Origin of the sequence: Pseudomonas sp. NPDC089401, from assembly GCF_044749485.1 — a bacterium.
Taxonomy (GTDB): domain Bacteria; phylum Pseudomonadota; class Gammaproteobacteria; order Pseudomonadales; family Pseudomonadaceae; genus Aquipseudomonas.
Window position 1 is genome coordinate 30,604 of sequence record NZ_JBIVIA010000012.1, and the last position, 17,577, is coordinate 48,180.

Annotated in this window: 17 protein-coding genes, 4 tRNA genes and 1 pseudogene; 14 read left to right on the plus strand and 8 right to left on the minus strand. The window is 61.0% G+C overall.

Annotation, left to right across the window (positions count from 1 at the left end; all coding sequences use genetic code 11):
- Positions 1 to 17: 17 nt before the first annotated feature.
- From ACIP21_RS23475 to ACIP21_RS23485, 3 genes are all read left to right on the plus strand, one after another.
- Positions 18 to 93 (plus strand) — tRNA-Lys (locus ACIP21_RS23475).
- Between the two features lie 49 nt (positions 94 to 142).
- Positions 143 to 219: transfer RNA gene (locus ACIP21_RS23480), tRNA-Pro, on the plus strand.
- 6 nt (positions 220 to 225) lie between these two features.
- Positions 226 to 301, plus strand: a tRNA-Lys gene (locus ACIP21_RS23485).
- A 193-nt stretch (positions 302 to 494) separates the two neighbouring features.
- On the opposite strand, the gene ACIP21_RS23490 is transcribed toward ACIP21_RS23485, so the two are convergent.
- The 3 genes from ACIP21_RS23490 to ACIP21_RS23500 form a co-directional block, all read right to left on the minus strand.
- Positions 495 to 1,790: an NAD(P)/FAD-dependent oxidoreductase gene (locus ACIP21_RS23490; protein ID WP_400692758.1), complete on the minus strand. Its 1,296-nt coding sequence runs from the start codon at positions 1,788 to 1,790 to the stop codon at positions 495 to 497.
- Between the two features lie 84 nt (positions 1,791 to 1,874).
- Positions 1,875 to 2,048, minus strand: a complete 174-nt coding sequence (locus tag ACIP21_RS23495) for a DUF3094 domain-containing protein (protein ID WP_008091951.1) — start codon at positions 2,046 to 2,048, stop codon at positions 1,875 to 1,877.
- Positions 2,049 to 2,180: 132 nt separating this feature from the next.
- The gene (locus tag ACIP21_RS23500; RefSeq protein ID WP_400692761.1) at positions 2,181 to 2,810 is read right to left on the minus strand and encodes a DUF1780 domain-containing protein; all 630 of its coding nucleotides are present in this window, start codon (positions 2,808 to 2,810) and stop codon (positions 2,181 to 2,183) included.
- A 111-nt stretch (positions 2,811 to 2,921) separates the two neighbouring features.
- Here ACIP21_RS23500 and ACIP21_RS23505 point away from each other — a divergent pair, with 111 nt between their 5' ends.
- Complete coding sequence (locus ACIP21_RS23505; protein WP_400692764.1) at positions 2,922 to 3,605, plus strand: energy-coupling factor ABC transporter permease; 684 nt, start codon at positions 2,922 to 2,924, stop codon at positions 3,603 to 3,605.
- Between the two features lie 205 nt (positions 3,606 to 3,810).
- On the opposite strand, the gene yacG is transcribed toward ACIP21_RS23505, so the two are convergent.
- From yacG to ACIP21_RS23525, 4 genes are read right to left on the minus strand one after another with little or no spacing between them, the layout of a single operon-like run.
- Positions 3,811 to 4,011: a DNA gyrase inhibitor YacG gene (gene yacG, locus ACIP21_RS23510; protein ID WP_167059234.1), complete on the minus strand. Its 201-nt coding sequence runs from the start codon at positions 4,009 to 4,011 to the stop codon at positions 3,811 to 3,813.
- Positions 4,008 to 4,631: a dephospho-CoA kinase gene (gene coaE / locus ACIP21_RS23515; RefSeq protein ID WP_400692766.1), complete on the minus strand. Its 624-nt coding sequence runs from the start codon at positions 4,629 to 4,631 to the stop codon at positions 4,008 to 4,010. The genes yacG and coaE overlap by 4 nt, the downstream gene beginning before the upstream one ends.
- Positions 4,631 to 5,497 carry a prepilin peptidase gene (locus ACIP21_RS23520; RefSeq protein ID WP_400692769.1) on the minus strand — a complete coding sequence of 289 codons (867 nt, stop codon included), beginning with the start codon at positions 5,495 to 5,497 and terminating at the stop codon, positions 4,631 to 4,633. The genes coaE and ACIP21_RS23520 overlap by 1 nt, the downstream gene beginning before the upstream one ends.
- A 2-nt stretch (positions 5,498 to 5,499) precedes the next feature.
- The gene (locus tag ACIP21_RS23525) at positions 5,500 to 6,708 is read right to left on the minus strand and encodes a type II secretion system F family protein (RefSeq protein WP_400692771.1); all 1,209 of its coding nucleotides are present in this window, start codon (positions 6,706 to 6,708) and stop codon (positions 5,500 to 5,502) included.
- Positions 6,709 to 6,924: 216 nt separating this feature from the next.
- Between ACIP21_RS23525 and ACIP21_RS23530 the strand changes: the two genes are divergently transcribed.
- Both ACIP21_RS23530 and ACIP21_RS23535 read left to right on the plus strand, forming a co-directional pair.
- Positions 6,925 to 7,335: a pilin gene (locus ACIP21_RS23530; RefSeq protein WP_400692773.1), complete on the plus strand. Its 411-nt coding sequence runs from the start codon at positions 6,925 to 6,927 to the stop codon at positions 7,333 to 7,335.
- Between the two features lie 69 nt (positions 7,336 to 7,404).
- Positions 7,405 to 7,480, plus strand: a tRNA-Thr gene (locus ACIP21_RS23535).
- A 298-nt stretch (positions 7,481 to 7,778) separates the two neighbouring features.
- On the opposite strand, the gene ACIP21_RS23540 is transcribed toward ACIP21_RS23535, so the two are convergent.
- Positions 7,779 to 8,429 carry a hypothetical protein gene (locus ACIP21_RS23540; RefSeq protein WP_400692775.1) on the minus strand — a complete coding sequence of 217 codons (651 nt, stop codon included), beginning with the start codon at positions 8,427 to 8,429 and terminating at the stop codon, positions 7,779 to 7,781.
- A gap of 1,958 nt (positions 8,430 to 10,387) precedes the next feature.
- Here ACIP21_RS23540 and ACIP21_RS23545 point away from each other — a divergent pair.
- The 8 genes and pseudogenes from ACIP21_RS23545 to ACIP21_RS23580 form a co-directional block, all read left to right on the plus strand.
- Positions 10,388 to 10,636, plus strand: a pseudogene (locus ACIP21_RS23545) (integrase); the annotation flags it as partial.
- Entirely contained in the window at positions 10,633 to 10,908 is a 276-nt protein-coding gene (locus ACIP21_RS23550; protein ID WP_400692778.1) for a hypothetical protein, read from the plus strand. The pseudogene ACIP21_RS23545 and the gene ACIP21_RS23550, both read left to right, overlap by 4 nt.
- 158 nt (positions 10,909 to 11,066) lie before the next feature.
- Entirely contained in the window at positions 11,067 to 11,582 is a 516-nt protein-coding gene (locus ACIP21_RS23555) for a sigma-70 family RNA polymerase sigma factor (protein ID WP_400692779.1), read from the plus strand.
- Positions 11,579 to 12,562: a FecR domain-containing protein gene (locus tag ACIP21_RS23560; RefSeq protein ID WP_400692781.1), complete on the plus strand. Its 984-nt coding sequence runs from the start codon at positions 11,579 to 11,581 to the stop codon at positions 12,560 to 12,562. Before ACIP21_RS23555 ends, ACIP21_RS23560 begins: the two co-directional genes overlap by 4 nt.
- Before the next feature lie 98 nt (positions 12,563 to 12,660).
- Complete coding sequence (locus ACIP21_RS23565; RefSeq protein ID WP_400692783.1) at positions 12,661 to 15,177, plus strand: TonB-dependent siderophore receptor; 2,517 nt, start codon at positions 12,661 to 12,663, stop codon at positions 15,175 to 15,177.
- Between the two features lie 496 nt (positions 15,178 to 15,673).
- The gene (locus tag ACIP21_RS23570; protein ID WP_400692785.1) at positions 15,674 to 15,898 is read left to right on the plus strand and encodes a hypothetical protein; all 225 of its coding nucleotides are present in this window, start codon (positions 15,674 to 15,676) and stop codon (positions 15,896 to 15,898) included.
- Between the two features lie 125 nt (positions 15,899 to 16,023).
- The gene (locus ACIP21_RS23575) at positions 16,024 to 16,833 is read left to right on the plus strand and encodes an AraC family transcriptional regulator (RefSeq protein WP_400692787.1); all 810 of its coding nucleotides are present in this window, start codon (positions 16,024 to 16,026) and stop codon (positions 16,831 to 16,833) included.
- Between the two features lie 103 nt (positions 16,834 to 16,936).
- Entirely contained in the window at positions 16,937 to 17,569 is a 633-nt protein-coding gene (locus tag ACIP21_RS23580) for an alanyl-tRNA editing protein (protein WP_400692790.1), read from the plus strand.
- The last annotated feature ends 8 nt before the right edge of the window (positions 17,570 to 17,577 follow it).

Below are 17,577 nucleotides of genomic sequence, written 5' to 3' on the forward strand. Positions count from 1 at the left end.
CACCCCGACCATTTTCCGGGTCGTTAGCTCAGTTGGTAGAGCAGTTGGCTTTTAACCAATTGGTCGTAGGTTCGAATCCTACACGACCCACCATGTAAGAAGGGGCATCTCGATTGAGGTGCCCTTTTTTTTAGCAAGACCTCGGGGTGTAGCGCAGTCCGGTAGCGCGCCTGCTTTGGGAGCAGGATGTCAGGAGTTCGAATCCCCTCACCCCGACCATTTTCCGGGTCGTTAGCTCAGTTGGTAGAGCAGTTGGCTTTTAACCAATTGGTCGTAGGTTCGAATCCTACACGACCCACCATGTAAAAAAGGGCATCTCGCATGAGATGCCCTTTTTCTTTGCCTTGGGAAAATGCACGATTCGGTGCAGGCCTTCCCTCTCTATTGTTGCCACACCGTCCCCCCTGTGGGAGCGGGTTCACCCGCGAATGCGGCAGTGGAGCCACCATCGCATTCGCGGGTAAACCCGCTCCCACAGGGATTGTCGGTGCCTGTCAGTGCAGTTTCAGGCGTGGCTCGGTACCCCGGCCAATCTTGCTGCCCAGCATCATCAACGCCGTGCGGAAGAACCCATACAGCGCCATCTGGTGCATGCGGTACAGCGACACATAGAACATCCGCGCCAGCCAGCCCTCCAGCTTCACGCTGCCCATCAAGTTACCCATCAGGTTGCCCACCGCCGAGAAGCGCGACAGCGACACCAGCGAGCCGTAGTCCTTGTACTCGTAGGTCGGCAGCGGCTTGTTCTCCAGCCGCGCCTTCAGGCTCTGCGCCAGCATCGAAGCCTGCTGGTGCGCCGCCTGGGCGCGTGGCGGCACGTTGCGGTCGCTGCCCGGTTGCGGGCAGGCGGCGCAGTCGCCGAAGGCGAAGATGTTGTCGTCACGGGTGGTCTGCAGGGTCGGGCGTACTACCAACTGGTTGATGCGGTTGGTCTCCAGGCCGTCGATGTCCTTGAGGAAGCCCGGCGCGCGAATGCCGGCCGCCCAGACTTTCAGGCTGGCCTGGATCACTTCGCCGTCCTTGGTTTTCAGGCCATCTTCGGTCACTTCGCTGACCGCCGCGTTGGTCATCACCTTCACCCCGAGTTTTTCCAGGGTCTTGTGCACCGGCACACTGATGCGCTCCGGCAGCGCCGGCAGCACGCGCGGGCCGGCCTCGATGATGGTGATGTGCATGTCCTTGGGCTGGATGCGGTCCAGGCCATAGGCCGCCAGCTCGTGGGCCGCGTGGTGCAGCTCGGCCGCCAGCTCCACGCCGGTGGCACCGGCGCCGACGATGGCCACGCTGATCTGCTCGCTGGCCACGTCACCGGCGTGGGCACGCAGGTAATGGTTGAGCAACTGCTGGTGGAAGCGCTCGGCCTGCTTGCGGGTGTCAAGGAACAGGCAGTGCTGCGCCGCGCCCAGGGTGCCGAAGTCGTTGGTGTTGGAGCCCACGGCGATGACCAGGGTGTCGTAGCCCAGGGTACGCGCAGGCAGCAGCTCGCGGCCCTCTTCGTCGAGGGTGGCGGCCAGCTGGATCTGCTTGCCTTCACGGTCCAGGCCGCTCATGCGCCCCAGCTGGAAATTGAAGTGGTTCCACTTGGCCTGGGCCACGTAGTTCAGTTCGTCTTCCGAGGAGTTCAGCGAGCCGGCGGCCACTTCGTGCAGCAGTGGCTTCCAGATGTGCGTGAGGTTGGCGTCGACCAGGGTGATCTCGGCCTGTTTGCGCTTGCCGAGGCTCTTACCCAGGCGGGTCGCCAGTTCCAGGCCGCCGGCGCCGCCGCCGACAATCACGATGCGATGAGTCATGGGGATATCTCATAAGGTTAAAAGAATCCGTGGCCCCAGGGGCCGGCCGCAATCTGCCGGAGAGGAGGGCGAGCGCGAGGCAGCTCATAGCACCAGTCCACTCAGCAGGCGGCTGATGAGGCCCAACCCGATGGTCACCGCAAGTACCAGCACAAGGAGCAGCCAGGGCCGGAAAGGCCGGCGCTCGACTTGGTGCTGGGGGGCTCGCAGATACTCATCGACACGACGCTGATCTTCAGGATTCAGACGGCTGGTCATGGTGGGCCTCGTCAGGTAGACGTTTGTGACTGCACGAACGCCACAGCGTTCATGCAGGCGCTTGCAACAAATGATAATGCTTTCTATCCCTGGCGCCGAGTGTACGCCATCGCAATGACACTCGGCACTGGATCAAAGACTGATGCCCACGTCGAAGACGATGCTGCGGCCCAGGTTGCCGCGCAGGAAATCCGGCGCGTCGGGGTGGGCGAACAGCACCCGGGCAAAGGTCGGCCCCACCAGCGAAAGTGACCGCCAGCCCTGGCGCAGGTATTCGGTGGGCGGCGGGAAGTGGGTGTTGAGGTCGAGCACTTCGCGCTTGAGGCTGGAGAAAGCGATGATGTCCAGCTCGCTCAGGTCCAGCCCGCGTTCGCGGTAGTTGTGCGCCTTCTTGCGCAGGGTCGGCGCCAGGCGCGCCAGCAGTTCGGCGGCGGCGATGCGCCGCGGGCGGGCCTCGCGGCGCACCAGCTGGGCCAGGGAAAACGCGCTGCGCCGGCGCTGCAGCTCTTCGCGCCATTCATCGTTGAGGCGGCGGCCTTCATCGAGCACGAAGAACACCTCGAACGCGGCATCGCGGAACAGCACGTCTGGCGGCTCCTGGCCGGCCGGGGTGAAGTCCTCGCTGCGGTAGGGGATGTTCAGCCCCTGCAAGAGGCGCTGGCACACCCACCGCTCCCGCTCCCACTTGCGGGCGTTGGAGAGAAAGGCATTGGCTTGTTCGGCCTGGATGGTAAGCAGGCGCAGGTAGTCTGAGTCATCCATGGGAACAAGCTTAGTCGCTAATCGATGACGGTAAGATGCTGTTTGTGCGTGGGAAACGGGGCAGGGTATAGACTCAGGTTTATCCACAGGGGCGACAGGGGTATGTAGCAGGTGATCAGCGCGCAGGTGTTATCCACAACCACGCTTGCCGTGGGTTGGCTCGGTTACGTGCCGTTGCTGATCTGGGCCGCCAGCCGCACGCGCTGGGTGGAACTGGTGACCGACCGGCGCCGCCAGCACCTGCTGTTCGGCACGGTGTTCTGCCTGTTTGCCTTGTGGCTGGTCAGGCGAGATTTTGAAACGGGCGTGTCCTATCACTTCATCGGCATGACGGCGGTGACCTTGCTGCTGGACTGGCCGCTGGCGGTACTCGGTGGCTTCTTTGCCCAGCTGGGATTGCTGGCGCTGGGGCGCCAGGACCTGGCGGCGCTTGGGGTCAATGGCTTGCTGCTGGTGGGCTTGCCGGTGCTGGTCACCGAGGTGTGCGCGATCCTGGTCGAACGGGCGCAGCCGCGGAACCTGTTCGTGTATATCTTCTGTTCGGGTTTTTTCCCCGCTGCATTGACGGTGCTGGTGTGCGTGCCGGTGGCGCTGGGGGTGTTGTGGCTGGACGGGCGTTTCGCGATGCCGGAGTGGCTGAGCGACTTTGTCGGCTACCTGTGGTTGATGATGTTCCCGGAGGCGTTCATCAACGGCATGGTGATCAGTGCGCTGGTGGTGTTTTGCCCGGAGTGGCTGGAGACGTTCAACCGTACCCGGTATCTGCAGGCGCCGTGGAAGGATGACGAGCGATAGGCTGGTAGGAGCGAGCGTTGCTCGCGATGGGGCGCGCAGCGGCCCCAGGTTTTCAGCTTCGCAGCCGATAGTGCCGGGGCTGCCTTGCAGCCCATCGCGAGCAACGCTCGCTCCTACACGGACCACGCAAACCCGAAGGCAGTGCAGTACCTGTGGGAGCGGGTTTACCCGCGAAGAGGCCAGCACAGGCCCCGCAAAAATCAGCTCAATGCCGCGGCTCCAGATCCCCGGAGAACAGCTCATCCTCCGAATCCGGCGCCACCGGAATCTTGTGCTCCTCGGCCGCCCAGGCCCCCAGATCAATCAGCTTGCAACGATCAGAACAGAACGGCCGGAACGCGCTCTTCTCGTTCCATTCCACAGGTGCGCCACAGGTCGGGCAATCGACGGTCAATGGCTGGCTCATGGCTGGCCTCCTCGTAAAGTCAGGTAAAAGTGGTGCAGGCGGTCAATCTGCTCATGCAGCGCGGCGAGGTCGCCGTCGTTGACCACCACATCGTCGGCATGCGCCAGGCGTTCCTCGCGCCCCAGCTGGGCCTTGAGAATCGCCTGCACCTGCTCGGCGCTGGTGTTGTCCCGCGCCAGGGTACGCGCCACCTGCAACTCCTGCGGCACGTCGATGACCAGCACGCGCTGGACCTTCTGGTACTGCCCCGACTCGACCAGCAGCGGCGACACATACACCGCATAGGGCGACTCGGCCTTGGCCAGGTAGCTGAAAATCTCCTGCCCGATCAGCGGGTGCAGCAGTTGCTCCAGCCACTTGCGCTGGGCCGGGTCGGCGAAGATCAGCTGGCGCAGCGCCGCGCGATCGAGCTGGCCATCCTCCAGCAACACGCCAGGGCCGAAGCGCTCGACGATGCTGGCCAGCGCCGGCCGACCGGGCTCGACCACCCAGCGCGCCGCCTGGTCGGCATCGACCAGGTGCACACCAAGCGCCACGAAACGCTCGGCCGCCGCGCTCTTGCCGCTGCCGATGCCGCCGGTGAGCCCGAGAATCCAGGGGGTGAAGGCCTTTGTGGTCATCACATTCCAAACAGTTGCAGGTAGGAGGTGCTTATTTCATCACCCCAGAGCACGGCAATCCACCCCGCAATCGCCAGATACGGCCCAAAGGGTATCGCCGTGCCCACCGATTGCCGCCGCACCCGCAGCAGGCACAGGCCGGCCACCACCCCGATCACCGACGACAGCAGCAAGGTCAGCGGCAACACCTGCCAGCCGCCCCAGGCACCGATCAGCGCCAGCAGCTTGAAGTCGCCATAGCCCATGCCTTCCTTGCCGGTGAGCAGCTTGAACAGCCAGTACACCGACCACAGGCTCAGGTAACCGGCCACCGCGCCCCACAGCGCGTCGGGCAACGGCACCAGCGTGTCGAAGGCATTGACCATCAGCCCCAGCCACAGCGTCGGCAGCACCAGCACGTCGGGGAGAATTTGCTTGTCATGGTCGATCAGGCTCAGCGCCAGCAGGCTCCAGGTGAACAGCAGCAACACCAAGGCTGCGACCCCCGGCCCCACCTGCCAGGCCACCACCAGCGACATCACCGCGCAGGCCATTTCGGTCAGTGGATAACGCTTGCTGATCGGCTGCTTGCAGGCAGAACAGCGCCCACGCAGCGCCAGGTAGCTCAGCAGCGGAATGTTCTCCCAGGCGCGGATCGCGTGGTTGCAATGGGGGCAGTGGGAGGCGGGCAGCGACAGGTTGAAGCGCTCGTGCTCGGTAGTCGGCAGGCCCAGCACTTCCTGCGCCTCACGCTGCCACTGGCGCTCGAGCATGATCGGCAGGCGATGCACCAGCACGTTGAGAAAACTGCCCACCAGCAGGCCAAGTACCGTCGCCAGGGTGATGAAATACGCCGGCTGCCCGGCCAGGAAAGTCCATAAAGTCATGTTCAGATCAAGCTACCCAACTGGAAGATCGGCAGGTACATCGCCACCACCAGGCCACCGACCAGCAGCCCCAGGACCAGCACGATGGCCGGCTCCAGCAGGCTGGTCAACTGGTCCAGCGTCTGGCTGACCTGTTCCTCGTAATGGCTGGCGGATTTCTCCAGCATCTGGTCCAGCGTGCCGCTGGATTCACCGATGGCGGTGAGTTGCACCAGCAACGGCGGGAACAGCGGTTCAAGCGCCATCGCCTGGTTCAGCGCCTGCCCATTGGCCATGCCCTGGCGCAACCGCAGGATCGCTTGTTCATGCAGGTCGCCGCCAGTCGCCTTGGCCACCGTCGTCAGCGCATCCAGCAACGGCACGCCAGCGGCGTAGGACGTGCCCAGGGTACGGGCGAAGCGGGCCAGGGCGGCCTGGCTCAAAAGCTTGCCAAACACCGGCAAGCGCAAGGCCTGCCGAGATATCCACAGGCGTGCTGGCGCATGCTTGCGATAAAGCCGAGTGATCGCTACACCCAGCACCAGCCCGGTTATCAACAGCAGTGGCGCAGAGCGCCCCAGCCCTGTGGACAAGTCGATCACCCACTGGGTGAACGCCGGCAACGCCGCATCGAAGCCCGCAAACAGGCTCTCGAAGCGCGGAATCACCTCCAGCAACAAAACCGCCGACACTCCCAGCCCGGTCAGCAACAGCAGCAGCGGATAGAGCATCGCCTTGCGCACGCGTTTGCGCAGTTGCTGGCGCTGCTCCAGCATCCCCGCCAACTGCTCCAGCTGCCGATCCAGCGTACCCGACTGCTCCCCCACGCGAATCAAGTTGCAATACAAACCATCGAACCACGCCGGATGCCGTTGCAGCGCATCCGCCAGCCCCAGCCCCGACGCCACATCCTGTTTCAATCTATCCAGCAACGCCGCCTGCCCCGCGCTGCACCCACTGCGCCCCATCACCTCGAAGGCCTGCAACAGCGGCACCCCGGCCTTGAGCAAGGTCGCCAACTGCCGGCTGAACCCCGGTGCATCAGTCTTCTCCCGAGCCTTCGGCAAACGCCATGCAACCCCGCCCGCCGGCCGCAAACTGGCCACGCGAATACCCTGGCGCAGCAACCCCGCCCGCGCATAGGCCGGGCTGCGCCCGCTGACCTGGCCGCTGACGGCCACGCCGTTGGCATCAGTGCCGTGCCAGTTGTAGAGCTGTGTCGAAGTCGTCATGCAAAAGTCCCTTCCTGCCCCCGCGACAAGCCTGGAAACAGCTTGCCGCCTCCCTGGGCGGGCGTGCGTCCGTGATGCTCACTAGAGTAGTTCAGCGAAGATGACGCCCAAGCGGGCAGGGGTGACAAAAGGTGTCTGTTCAGGCCTACTGCGCCGCTGTCCGCTGGGGGCGAGCCTGACCTCCACGAGTACACGCATTCACAAAGGAAATTGTTCATGAAAGGGCAACGCGGTATCACCCTGATCGAACTGATGATCGTCGTCGCGATCATCGGCATTCTGGCGACCATCGCCTTACCGATGTACACCAACCACCAGTCCCGCACCAAGGCCGCCGCCGGCTTGCTGGAAATCAGCGCGCTGAAGACCGCCATGGACCTGCGCCTGAACGAAGGCAAGGACGTAGCCGACGTCGCCACGCTGGGTGGCCAGCCGGCGACAGCGCATTGCGCGATCACCGCCACGGGCAAGGCCTCGGACGGCACGGCCGCGATCACCTGCACCCTGGCCGATGCACCGGCCAGTGTGCTGGGCAAGACCTTGACCCTGTCGCGTAGCGCCACCGGGTGGAGCTGCGCGACCAACATCGAGGAAGACTTGGCCCCCAAAGGCTGCAAGGCGTCCTGAGGGATGGCAATAAAGCCCTAGAAACAGGGGTTTGCGTAACGGGTGCGGCAGTGGTACGTTGCGCTACACGCCGGTGTAGCTCAGTCGGTAGAGCAGCGCACTCGTAACGCGAAGGTCGCAGGTTCGATTCCTGTCTCCGGCACCACATATCAAGGCTTGCAGCGATGCAGGCCTTTTTTGTGTCTTGAGAAAAGGTGCGGGGGTCCGCCTGCCCGTTGAAACAAATTGCCGAAATCAGGTGGTTTGACCTTTCAGGGCAAATCTTCGACAATCTTGCCCGAGGACTGCAAACGCGCATTTTCGGGCATGGCTTGCCAGCAATTGGCCCCCCGGATCTGGCAGCAGTGAAACTGGCACTCACTGACGTAGGGACAGTCGATAGGCCCCACCATACGGCCGATGATTCGACTGGGTTCTGACCTGATGGATCCTGGATCCGGAAACTAAAGAATCGCTGCGACTACAGCCTCAGTAACATCCGAAGGCGACCCCGAAAGGGTCGCCTTTTCTTTTGCCCAATCGACGGTGATTTCACCGACTTTGGTTCCTCGCGGAGTGGGCTGGGGCGTCCAGGTCACCACCGAGTAATGGAAGCCGAGCACCCGGTCGCCCTTGCGTGGTTCCAGCGTTAGCGTCCCGTCTACCGTTCGCAGCAGCGTGATGCGCTTTTTGGCAGCCGCAGGGTGGTTGGCGTCGTGGTAGATCTCTGTGCCCAGTGCCATGAGCGAAGCAATGAACGCTGCCAGGTGATCCGGGCTGTTGATGCCCCTCTTGCGCAGAAACACTTTCTTGCCGTGCCAGATGTGCAGGATGCCATGACCACTAGCTTGGCCGCCCTTGCCCTGAAAGTGCTGGCCCACTTTGACGTAGACCCTGCCCTCGGTGAGGTTGAGGTTCATGGCTGAAATGGGCGGAATCACGCCGAAGACGATGCCGCCTGTGGGGTGCTCTACCAGATCGGCGGGCTTCATCTTGAAGATGGGGGATGGGGTGGTGACCACAGCGGCTCCTTTGCTGGCCGCTATGGTAAGAAAATTTTTGGCAGGTGTTCCCTTGAGAACAGTTGCTGCGTGTTTCGCTTTGAGGAATGCCAAGCTGTGGTTCGTGGCAGCTAACTGCTGCCGATCACCTTGCTCGTTGCCAACACCAAATGCGACAAGGTTATCGGAGCGATGTCGGATGAATCTGCGTGCTTTCGGGTTACGGTCGGACGAGTTTCCAGATAATGCTTTTTCGTCACTTGGTTTTTCCCAGTATTTTCGGGCGGTTTTTCCCGATTTTTCTAGATAATGCTTTCAGCCGCTAAAGATAATTCCTGGATAAATATGTTGTCTCATCGCCATCCACACCAGTGAAGCTTTGCACTGGCCCGGATAAGAGCAGGGGTCATGACAGAGCCACCCGGCAGCCTGTGTGAAAGCGCTGAGCGCTCTACCGCCCTTGGCACAAACGCGCTGGCCGAGCGCATTCCGAGTAGAAGCAACTGCCTTGCTGATTTCTTGAACATGACGCCCCCTATGTGGGAGCGGGCTTGCCCGCGAACACCGACGAAGACGGTGCCATCCACCGCAGCGCCTGCTTCGCGGGCAGGCCCTCCGCCATACTTGATGGCGGAGTTCTAAAGCAGGCTACGTTAAATCAGTCACCTGGCTTGTGCTTGTGGACAGGCAGAGTCGGGTGCTTCTTTTCATTAGGTGGGGTTACGTGCCGTCTGCGGTCGTCATTTCCATCTTCGCGCTTAGGCTTCGGGCCGGGTTTGATGTCAGTGAACATGTGAACTCCTGTAGACAACATGGTGTGAGGCTAAAAAATGGTAGCTCATGGCCACCAAGCTGCCCGGGGCACTATCAGAAAGCTGCCCACCGAGGCACGATAAATTTCCAGGCAGCAGTACATGACACCGTACCAGTGAGGGTATCGGTCCACGCGAGCTTTGTGGCAACAACTGTGGCGAGGGCCATCCCCGTGGGAGGAACTGTCTTGCCGAAATTTCGAAAGCAGGCGCAACCCTTGTGGGAGCGGGTTTACCCGCGAACACGGGCCAAGCCCGTGCCATCCAGCATCGGAAGGAATTTGCTTCAGTAATTGGTGAGCATGCTGACGTACAGTTCGCTTACTCAGTACCGCTAGCTGCTGCACTGCATGATGAAGCCGCTCAGGATCGCCCTACGCTGCTGCAGGGCCAGCTGCTTGTAGGGTTAGGCCGTGGTCGGCCGATGCGCCATCTGGCATCAGTAAGCGGCGCACTGCGAGGACCTACCGCAGATTACTATCAATGGATAACTTCAGATGCTCATGACGATTCGTGTCCTAGGGCTAGCCACAAAAGCAGAGTCGGCCATGCTGGCGCTGTCGATGCCAGTAAATTTGATCGTCCGAACTGTCGTCCTTACCCTGCTCTCTCCGGTGGCTCCTACATGGCAACCCGCGTCTGGCACCTTCCCCTGATCATCCTCCCAGTGATGAATTCCTACAACAAACGGCTGTCGTTCGCTTGCCAGCATCTGATACGTCGATGCTCAGCGGCAGGCTATCCCCTTCGCTGAATTCAGCGCCTCTAACACCGCTGCAGCACTGATTGCACATGGCTTTGTGGTAACTCTCCTCGTGACAAACGGTGTGACAAACGCCGATGTCAGCAGCAATAGCCATCTAGATGATGGTGCCGCAGACCAGGGAATGGACGGCACCTGACTGACAGTCAGGCATGCCCCGGTCATCGCATCGCTGCGTTCACCCGGCTCAGGATCTTCAGGCGCTGGTCTCGTCAGCCAGTGCTGCCTCCACCCGCCCACCGGTAACGGTGTTCAGGAGGCCAGATCATGAGATGCCCTTGCTCCCGGACGTAAGGAGCCGCCAGTCCCGCGCAGTGGACATTCCCCACAGGTCGCAGGGGCCTTGATCCCTGATAACACTCAGCAATCCTGGCGGGATGACGTGGGGCGAGGATCGGAGAGCGAACGATGAGGAGACTGCCATGGCATTGGTGGGTAGACGCGATGGCCGCAAATTCGGCTATGGCAGGCAACTGAGCTATGCAGGACCGCAAGCGCTGAAAGAAATCATCCGACCTGCGCGAGACTTCCTGCATGCACACAACCTCAAAGGTTTCCATGAGCTACGAGCGGCATACGCATGTGAGCGCTATGTGCAAATCACCCATCACCGCGTGCCTATCAACGGCGGTCAATGTTGCCAGATCGATAGGAACCTTGATCGTGAGGCGCGAAGGCAAATCAGTCATGAGCTGGGGCACGGCCGGGTAGATGTGGTCGCCACCTATATCGGAGGACGCACATGAGTAAGCCATTCGATATGGAGTTGTTCTTAGCTGGCGTGCTGACCGGATCGCACGTCACCCGGCAACGCCATTTGCGGCAGGCGAGGATCATCCAAGCTGAAATCTCAGAGCACTGGCAGTGGCAGACGCCTTGGGCCTGGCAACGGAAGCATGTGGTTTGGTTTCTTGAGCATCGCCTAGACCGGAACAGTCAGGCGACGCGGTATTACTACCTGCTGACCGCACGCTTGCTGGCTCGAAGATTAAAAAGGTCATGGGAATTCAAACTCTGAACGACTATCTGATTTCTATAATCTCAACCGGCAGCATGTAGCCACCAGTTCTACCCTTTGCCAGTCGCACTTTCCACAGCAGCTTGTCAGGCGCGATTAAGCCCATATAAGATGAGATAAATTCTCAAACGCAATCTTATGCCAACAAGAGGGCTGCAGTGTCGACACCGCCCGTTTCATCTTTAACGAAGGCTGATGTTCAATCCCTCTACGTCGACCACCATGCCTGGTTGGTCGACTGGTTGCGCAAACGCCTGCGCCAAGGGGATAACGCGGCCGACTTGGCTCAGGATACGTTCGTTAATGTGCTGGGCAAACTTGAACGAATACAGGATGTCCGACAACCGCGTGCCTGGCTGAGTACCATCGCTCGCGCTCTGGTGATCGACCGTGCGCGCCGCGATCGTGTCGAAAGGGCTTACCTGGATGCAGTGGCCAATTTGCCGGAGCCGTTGATGCCGTCCCCGGAAGCGCAGATGATCCTACTTGAAACCCTGGCCAAGGTGGATGCCTTGCTCGATGGCTTACCGACCAAGGTACGTAGCGCTTTTCTGCTTTCGCGCCTGGACGGGCTGGGCTACAAGGAAATTGCTGCGCGGCTGGGGGTCAGCCTGAGGTCGGTGGAGAGCTATATGGCGAAAGCTATCCGCCATTGCTATTTTGCCAGCTCATGACCCGCGCACCGCGTCCTGAGGTACCGGATGATGTACTCGACCAGGCGATCATGTGGATGGTCCGCCTCCAGTCTGGATACGCTGACGAGCATGCCCTGCAAGGTTGCCAACAATGGCGCACGCTTCATCCGGTCCACGAGGCCGCTTGGCAGGCGTTGCAGAACAACGAGGCTACCTTCCACAACCTCTCCAGCCTGCCAGGCGTACCGGGTGGTGTCGCGCGCACCACTCTGGAGCGCATGCAGCATCGTCAACTGGGCCGTCGACAGCTGCTTCAGGTGCTGGGCACGGGGCTGATCGTTGGCACAATGGGCTGGCAGGGCCAGGAGCAAATTCGTCTATGGGGAGCCGACTATAGTACCCGCGTGGGCGAGCGACGAACGGTGATGCTCGCCGACGGTACCCGGCTGCAGCTCAATACTCATACCGCCGTCGATGTGTCATTCACCAACAGCCAGCGCCTGATCAACCTGTTGCAGGGTGAAATATTCATCGACACTGGGCCGGATGAAGGTGCGCCCGACGGGCGCCGCAGCTTTTGGGTGCAGACCGCCCAGGCTCGATTGCAGGCGCTGGGTACTGCGTTTGCAGTACGCCAGGAGGATTCGCATACACAGCTGTCGGTCGAAGCGAGCAAGGTCCTCATCCACCAAGCCTCGGGGCAGCAACTGGTTGCCGCCGGCGAGGAGTACTCGATCAGCGCCGCAGGTAGCCGCAAACTTCAGCACCGCGAGATGGATGCTAGCGCCTGGACCCGGGGTCAGTTGGTGGCGCGCAGCTTGCCATTGCAGGCGCTGCTCATGGAGCTGGCGCGCTACCAGCGAGGCTGGCTTACCTGTGCGCCGCAAGTTGCAGAGTTGAGAGTGTCTGGCGTTTTCCTGCTTGATGATATCGACCGGGCACTGGATGCCCTCGGCGATTCGATGCCTGTCAGGGTCGAGCGCTTCACGCGATTCTGGCGTCGCGTCGTTGCTCGCTGAGGATAATTTGCAAAAACATTGGTTTCAGGCTGCGGGTTTTTCCGAGCACTTCGGCTAACAGGGTAAACAACCTGCCAAACGAATGGAGCTCGATTCACATGTTATCCGCGTTCTCGCCTCGCCATGTACCCAGGACCCGCCTTGCCATAGCGCTGCGTGGCGTGCTGCTTGCCAGCGCAGCATGCAGTGCATTGCAGATTTGCGCGGTACACGCCGAACAGCGTGGAACACTGTATTACGATCTGCCCGCAGGTGCATTGGAGCAATCGCTGAGTGCGTTTGCACAGGTTGCCGCCATCAATCTCCCATTCGACCCTGCGCTGGTACGTGGCAAGTATGCTACCGCTCTGAATGGCGACTACACCGTCCAGCAGGGACTGGATCAGCTGCTACAAGGTTCTAACCTCGTTGCCACTCAAGCCGCCAATGGCAACTGGATACTGGACCCTGTGGTCACCACTGGGGGCACGGCACTGGAGCTGGGGAGCACGTTGGTCAGCGGCCAAGGGATGGGCGAGATGACCGAGAACAGTGGGTCATATACCACGGGTGCAGTGAGCGTGGGCTCCAAGAGTCCGACCAGCCTGCGCTACACGCCACAGTCGGTTTCGGTGTTGTCCAGCCAGCTGATCGAAGACCGCAGTGTCACCAGCTTGCAGGACGCGCTGAAAATGGCCCCTGGGGTGACGGTGCAGAAAACCACCAGCGATACCTACGAGTTCTACTCGCGCGGTTTCAACATCGACAGCATCCAGATCGACGGCGCCGCGCCCATGGCGTTGTCGTCGGTGGCCACCAGCTTCTACTCGCGCCGGTTGTACAACCTGGCCGAATTCGACCATGTCGAAGTACTGCGTGGTTCAGGTGCGCTGTTCGGCGGTGTGGGTGATCCCGGTGGCGTCATCAACCTGGTGCGCAAGCGTCCGCTGTCTGACTTCCAATTGAAGTTCGAAGCCGCCGCCGGCTCCTGGGACAACTACCGTTCGCAAGTCGACTTGACCGGCCCGTTGACCGACAGCGGCAATGTACGCGGCCGGCTGGTCACGGCCTATACCGACCGCCAGTACTTTACGGACAAGCTGGCCACGCAGAAACCCACGGTCTATGGAGTATTCGAGGTCGACTTGGGTCCGCAGACCATCTTCACGCTGGGTGGCATGTACGAAAGCACCCACTCCAACTCGTCGTTAGGCCTGCCACGCTACACCACCGGTGCTGACATCGGGCTCGCACGGCACACCAACTTCGGGCAAAACTGGTCCTACATGGACAATATTTCCCAGGAGATTTTCACCAAAGTCGACCACTACTTCGACAACGACTGGAAGCTGAACGTCTCATATACCAATACCCGTGACGCCGGCAAGGCGCTGGCAGCGGTATCGGGCAACGCCGTTAACCCCGTGACGTTGGCGGGGCCTGTGTGGCGAGCCAGTTATAACGTCTACTCCACCAGCCAAGACCTGATCGACAGCAACTTGTCTGGCAGCTTCGATGCTTTCGGTCGCGAGCACCAATTCGTCCTGGGTGCCGACTACCAGCGCGTCACCAGCCGCTGGCAGGGGTCGGGCGTGTTCACCGGGACCGGTGTGGCGATCAATCCGTTCGACCCAGGTTACTGGAAGCCCACCACAACCTCGCTGCAGACTCCGCGTGACTACAGCCCCAACACCCAGGAGCAGTACGGCCTGTACGGGCGCTTGACGCTACAGGTGGCCGACCCACTCAAGGTCATTCTGGGTGGCCGCGCGGCCCGTTACCACTTCGAGCAGGTCTACACCAACGCCGGTGTAGTGCAGAGCGATATAGACATGCGCGAACCCACGCGCTTCGTGCCGTACTTCGGCGCGATCTACGATCTCGATGAGCAATGGTCGCTGTATGGCAGCTATTCGAAGATCTTCAAGCCTCAGCAAAGCTACCTGCGCGGGCCGGTGGGCAGTAACGAGGTGCTGGAACCGCTCGAGGGCAAGACCTCTGAGATGGGCATCAAGGGCGAGCTGTTCGATGGCCGCTTGAACACCAGCCTTGCGGTGTTCTACACCAAGCGCAACAACGGCGCTGTGCAGGACACCAACTATCCGCAGGCATCGGTGCTGTATGGCGGTAGTTGCTGCTACGTGAACCAGGGCGAGGTAGTCAGCAAGGGGATCGAGCTAGAAGCGACGGGCGAAATCCTCAAGGATTGGAACCTCATGGCCAGCTATGTCTATAACTACAACAAGAACGAAACCGACAGCACGGCATTGAGCACGATCACGCCCAAGCATCAATTCAAGGTGTGGTCGACTTACCAGCTGCCTGGCGAATTCTCGGACTGGACCGTGGGCGGCGGGGTCGATCTGCAAAGCGCCACCTATGTCAGCGGGACCACGGTGCGGGTGGACGGCAATGGCAACGTGGTTCAGTCGAACATTCCGTTCGATTACAAGCAAAGTGGCTATGCCGTCTGGAACGCCCTGTTAAAGTACCGTGTGGATGATCACTGGACGGTGTCGCTCAATGCAAACAACCTGTTCGACAAGTCCTATTACCAAACGGTCTCCAGTGCGGCGAACGGTAACTTCTATGGAGATCCGCGCAATTACATGCTCACTTTGCGAGGTGATTTCTAGTAGTTCGCATCGAAATACATACAAAATGTAGCGGTCGAAACTGCACTACAGTTACGTCTCAAGACTTCGGCTTTATAGTCTCCGCTCCTGACTAAGTATTAATTATCCAGGGGTGGATGTACGCTTCCGATCTAAGTATGGAGTAACTCGAGTCGCATTAATGGTTCGGCCTGAATAGTACCCCTCAGAGCGCTGTGCTTGCTAATTTCATAGCTATCAAGAATCGGTTGGCCAACGGCGCCCCGACCACGATTGCAGGCGCTTTTTTTGCGTCCGCAGTTTCGTGTAATGGCGGCTGTGCGTGGGAGACCTTCGGGTCTGCCGGGTTCCTTTTCCTCGGTTCGCCAACCTGCGTACAGCTGCCACCCTAACCGTTTGGCGACGGTCAGCGTGGTGCTTCAACCGAAAAGGACCTCATGCATGCTTACCGTAAGTCCGTCCAGGATCCTCGCATTCGTTCTCCGCCGCCCCGCCGCCACCCCAAGGCAGGTCCCCCATGACTGACCAAGACCGCCTAACCACCATCCAAAGCTACACCTGGACCCTAGAACTCCTAGGCGAAGCCCTGGTCCAGCACGACGACATGCTGGAATGCGAACACAACCCCCACCTGAGCTTCCGCAACACCGCCGGCATCCACCAGGCCATCCGCATCATCAGCCGCCTGGCCAGCGAGCACTGCGCAAAGCTGATCACCCCCGCGCCATCACCCACTGACTGAGGCCCCCAACGCTGCCGCCAGCCAAGCGCTGGCGCAGCCTTGCCAAGCCCTCAACCCGCTAACCACGCCAGCACCCGGCACCATCAGGTATGAGATGATCACCCCGGTGTGGCAGGAGGCGGCAGATGGCAGACCACGTCGATTACAAACGCAACAGCGAAATCCCCGGGCTGGTGCTGAGCGAGGCGCGCTTCTCGAGCTTCCGTTTCGGCCGCCACTACCATCTGGATTTCCACGTCGGCCTGATCACCGAGGGCGTACAGCGCCAGGTGCTCAACGGCGAGACGACGCTGCTCGCGCCGGGCACCATCCAGCTGATGCCACCCGGCGAAATCCACGATGGCTTCAGTGCGGGCGACGACGCCTACACACTCAAGACTTTCCGCGTATCCGCCGACCTGTTGCGCAGCGTCACCGAAGAGCTCACGGGCCGTGACCAGTTTTCCGCCCTGGGTGGCGCGCTGTTGCAGGATGCCAGCCTCGCCATCCAGCTTTCCCGGCTGCACGACGCGCTCGCCGAGGGGCTGCCAACCGACCCGCTGTTTGTCGACTCTCAATGGCTCACGCTGCTCGGGCGGTTGTTCGCCGAAGCCCGTATGGTCAAGCCGCAGTTCGTCAAAGGTACGCTTTCCATAGTGCAGTGGCACCGTGTGCGGGACTACTGCAACGAACACCTCGCCGACAAGATCACCCTCGAAGAACTGGCTGCGTTGTGCGGCCTGGAGCGTTTCCACTTCCTCAAGCTGTTCAAGCAAACGGTCGGCATGACGCCCCATGCCTGGCTGGTGCGTTTGCGCCTGGAGCGCGCCTGTGTGCTGCTGAGCCATACCCAGTGGGACTTGACCCGGGTCGCGCAAGAGGTGGGCTTCTACGACCAGAGCCACTTCAACCGGGCCTTCAAGCAAGCCTTCGGGGTTGCACCGTCTCGTTACTGATCGCTGTCAGCCCATCAATTTTTTACAAGTGCGCGAAACCCTCGCCCTTTAGCCTTGAGTCTTGATCGGGCGTTGCCCTGGAAAGAACCAAGGATTTTGATCGATGACGCAACGGGCGTACTACACCAGCGATGAGTTGACCTTGAGCACGCACGTGGTGCGTTGCACGCCGATGGAGGATGGGCGCTTCCGGGTCGAGCTGGCCGAGACCCTCTTTCATCCACAGGGCGGCGGGCAGCTGGCGGACCAGGGAACCATCGCGGGCATCCGGGTAGAGGACGTGCTGAATGTCGAGGGCGATGTGGCGCATATCGTCGGGCAAGCCGTGCCCCTGGGCAGCGTCGAGATTGCCGTCTCGCCGGAGGTGCGTGCGTTGCATGCTCGCCTTCATTCGGCTGGGCACCTGATTGCTTGTGTCGGGCAGGCCTTGGGCTGGCTCCCCAGCAAGGGCCATCACTGGCCGGGGGAGTGCCGGGTGGTGTTCGAGCGCCAGGATGGCTGCGAGCCGCTCACGGCCGAAGACCTCGAGGCGGCGGTGAACGCGCTGATCGAGCGTGATATGCCGCGTCAGCTGATCGACCAGGACGGGGTCCGGTCAGTGTGTTTCGGCGACTTGCCGATGCACGGCTGTGGCGGCACGCATGTCGCTTCGACGGGCTTGGTGGGGCCGATCAAGGTGCTCAAGCTCAAAGAGAAGAAAGGCCTGCTGTCGGTGCATTACGACGTAGCGCGATAGACAACGAA

What these genes read in the sequence shown, in the direction of transcription:
- ACIP21_RS23490 (WP_400692758.1), bottom strand. Translation starts at nt 1,790, where the DNA reads ATGACTCATCGCATCGTGATTGTCGGCGGCGGCGCCGGCGGCCTGGAA.
- ACIP21_RS23495 (WP_008091951.1), bottom strand. Translation starts at nt 2,048, where the DNA reads ATGACCAGCCGTCTGAATCCTGAAGATCAGCGTCGTGTCGATGAGTAT.
- ACIP21_RS23500 (WP_400692761.1), bottom strand. Translation starts at nt 2,810, where the DNA reads ATGGATGACTCAGACTACCTGCGCCTGCTTACCATCCAGGCCGAACAA.
- yacG (WP_167059234.1), bottom strand. Translation starts at nt 4,011, where the DNA reads ATGAGCCAGCCATTGACCGTCGATTGCCCGACCTGTGGCGCACCTGTG.
- coaE (WP_400692766.1), bottom strand. Translation starts at nt 4,631, where the DNA reads ATGACCACAAAGGCCTTCACCCCCTGGATTCTCGGGCTCACCGGCGGC.
- ACIP21_RS23520 (WP_400692769.1), bottom strand. Translation starts at nt 5,497, where the DNA reads ATGACTTTATGGACTTTCCTGGCCGGGCAGCCGGCGTATTTCATCACC.
- ACIP21_RS23525 (WP_400692771.1), bottom strand. Translation starts at nt 6,708, where the DNA reads ATGACGACTTCGACACAGCTCTACAACTGGCACGGCACTGATGCCAAC.
- ACIP21_RS23530 (WP_400692773.1), top strand. Translation starts at nt 6,925, where the DNA reads ATGAAAGGGCAACGCGGTATCACCCTGATCGAACTGATGATCGTCGTC.
- ACIP21_RS23550 (WP_400692778.1), top strand. Translation starts at nt 10,633, where the DNA reads ATGAGTAAGCCATTCGATATGGAGTTGTTCTTAGCTGGCGTGCTGACC.
- ACIP21_RS23560 (WP_400692781.1), top strand. Translation starts at nt 11,579, where the DNA reads ATGACCCGCGCACCGCGTCCTGAGGTACCGGATGATGTACTCGACCAG.
- ACIP21_RS23565 (WP_400692783.1), top strand. Translation starts at nt 12,661, where the DNA reads ATGTTATCCGCGTTCTCGCCTCGCCATGTACCCAGGACCCGCCTTGCC.
- ACIP21_RS23570 (WP_400692785.1), top strand. Translation starts at nt 15,674, where the DNA reads ATGACTGACCAAGACCGCCTAACCACCATCCAAAGCTACACCTGGACC.
- ACIP21_RS23575 (WP_400692787.1), top strand. Translation starts at nt 16,024, where the DNA reads ATGGCAGACCACGTCGATTACAAACGCAACAGCGAAATCCCCGGGCTG.
- ACIP21_RS23580 (WP_400692790.1), top strand. Translation starts at nt 16,937, where the DNA reads ATGACGCAACGGGCGTACTACACCAGCGATGAGTTGACCTTGAGCACG.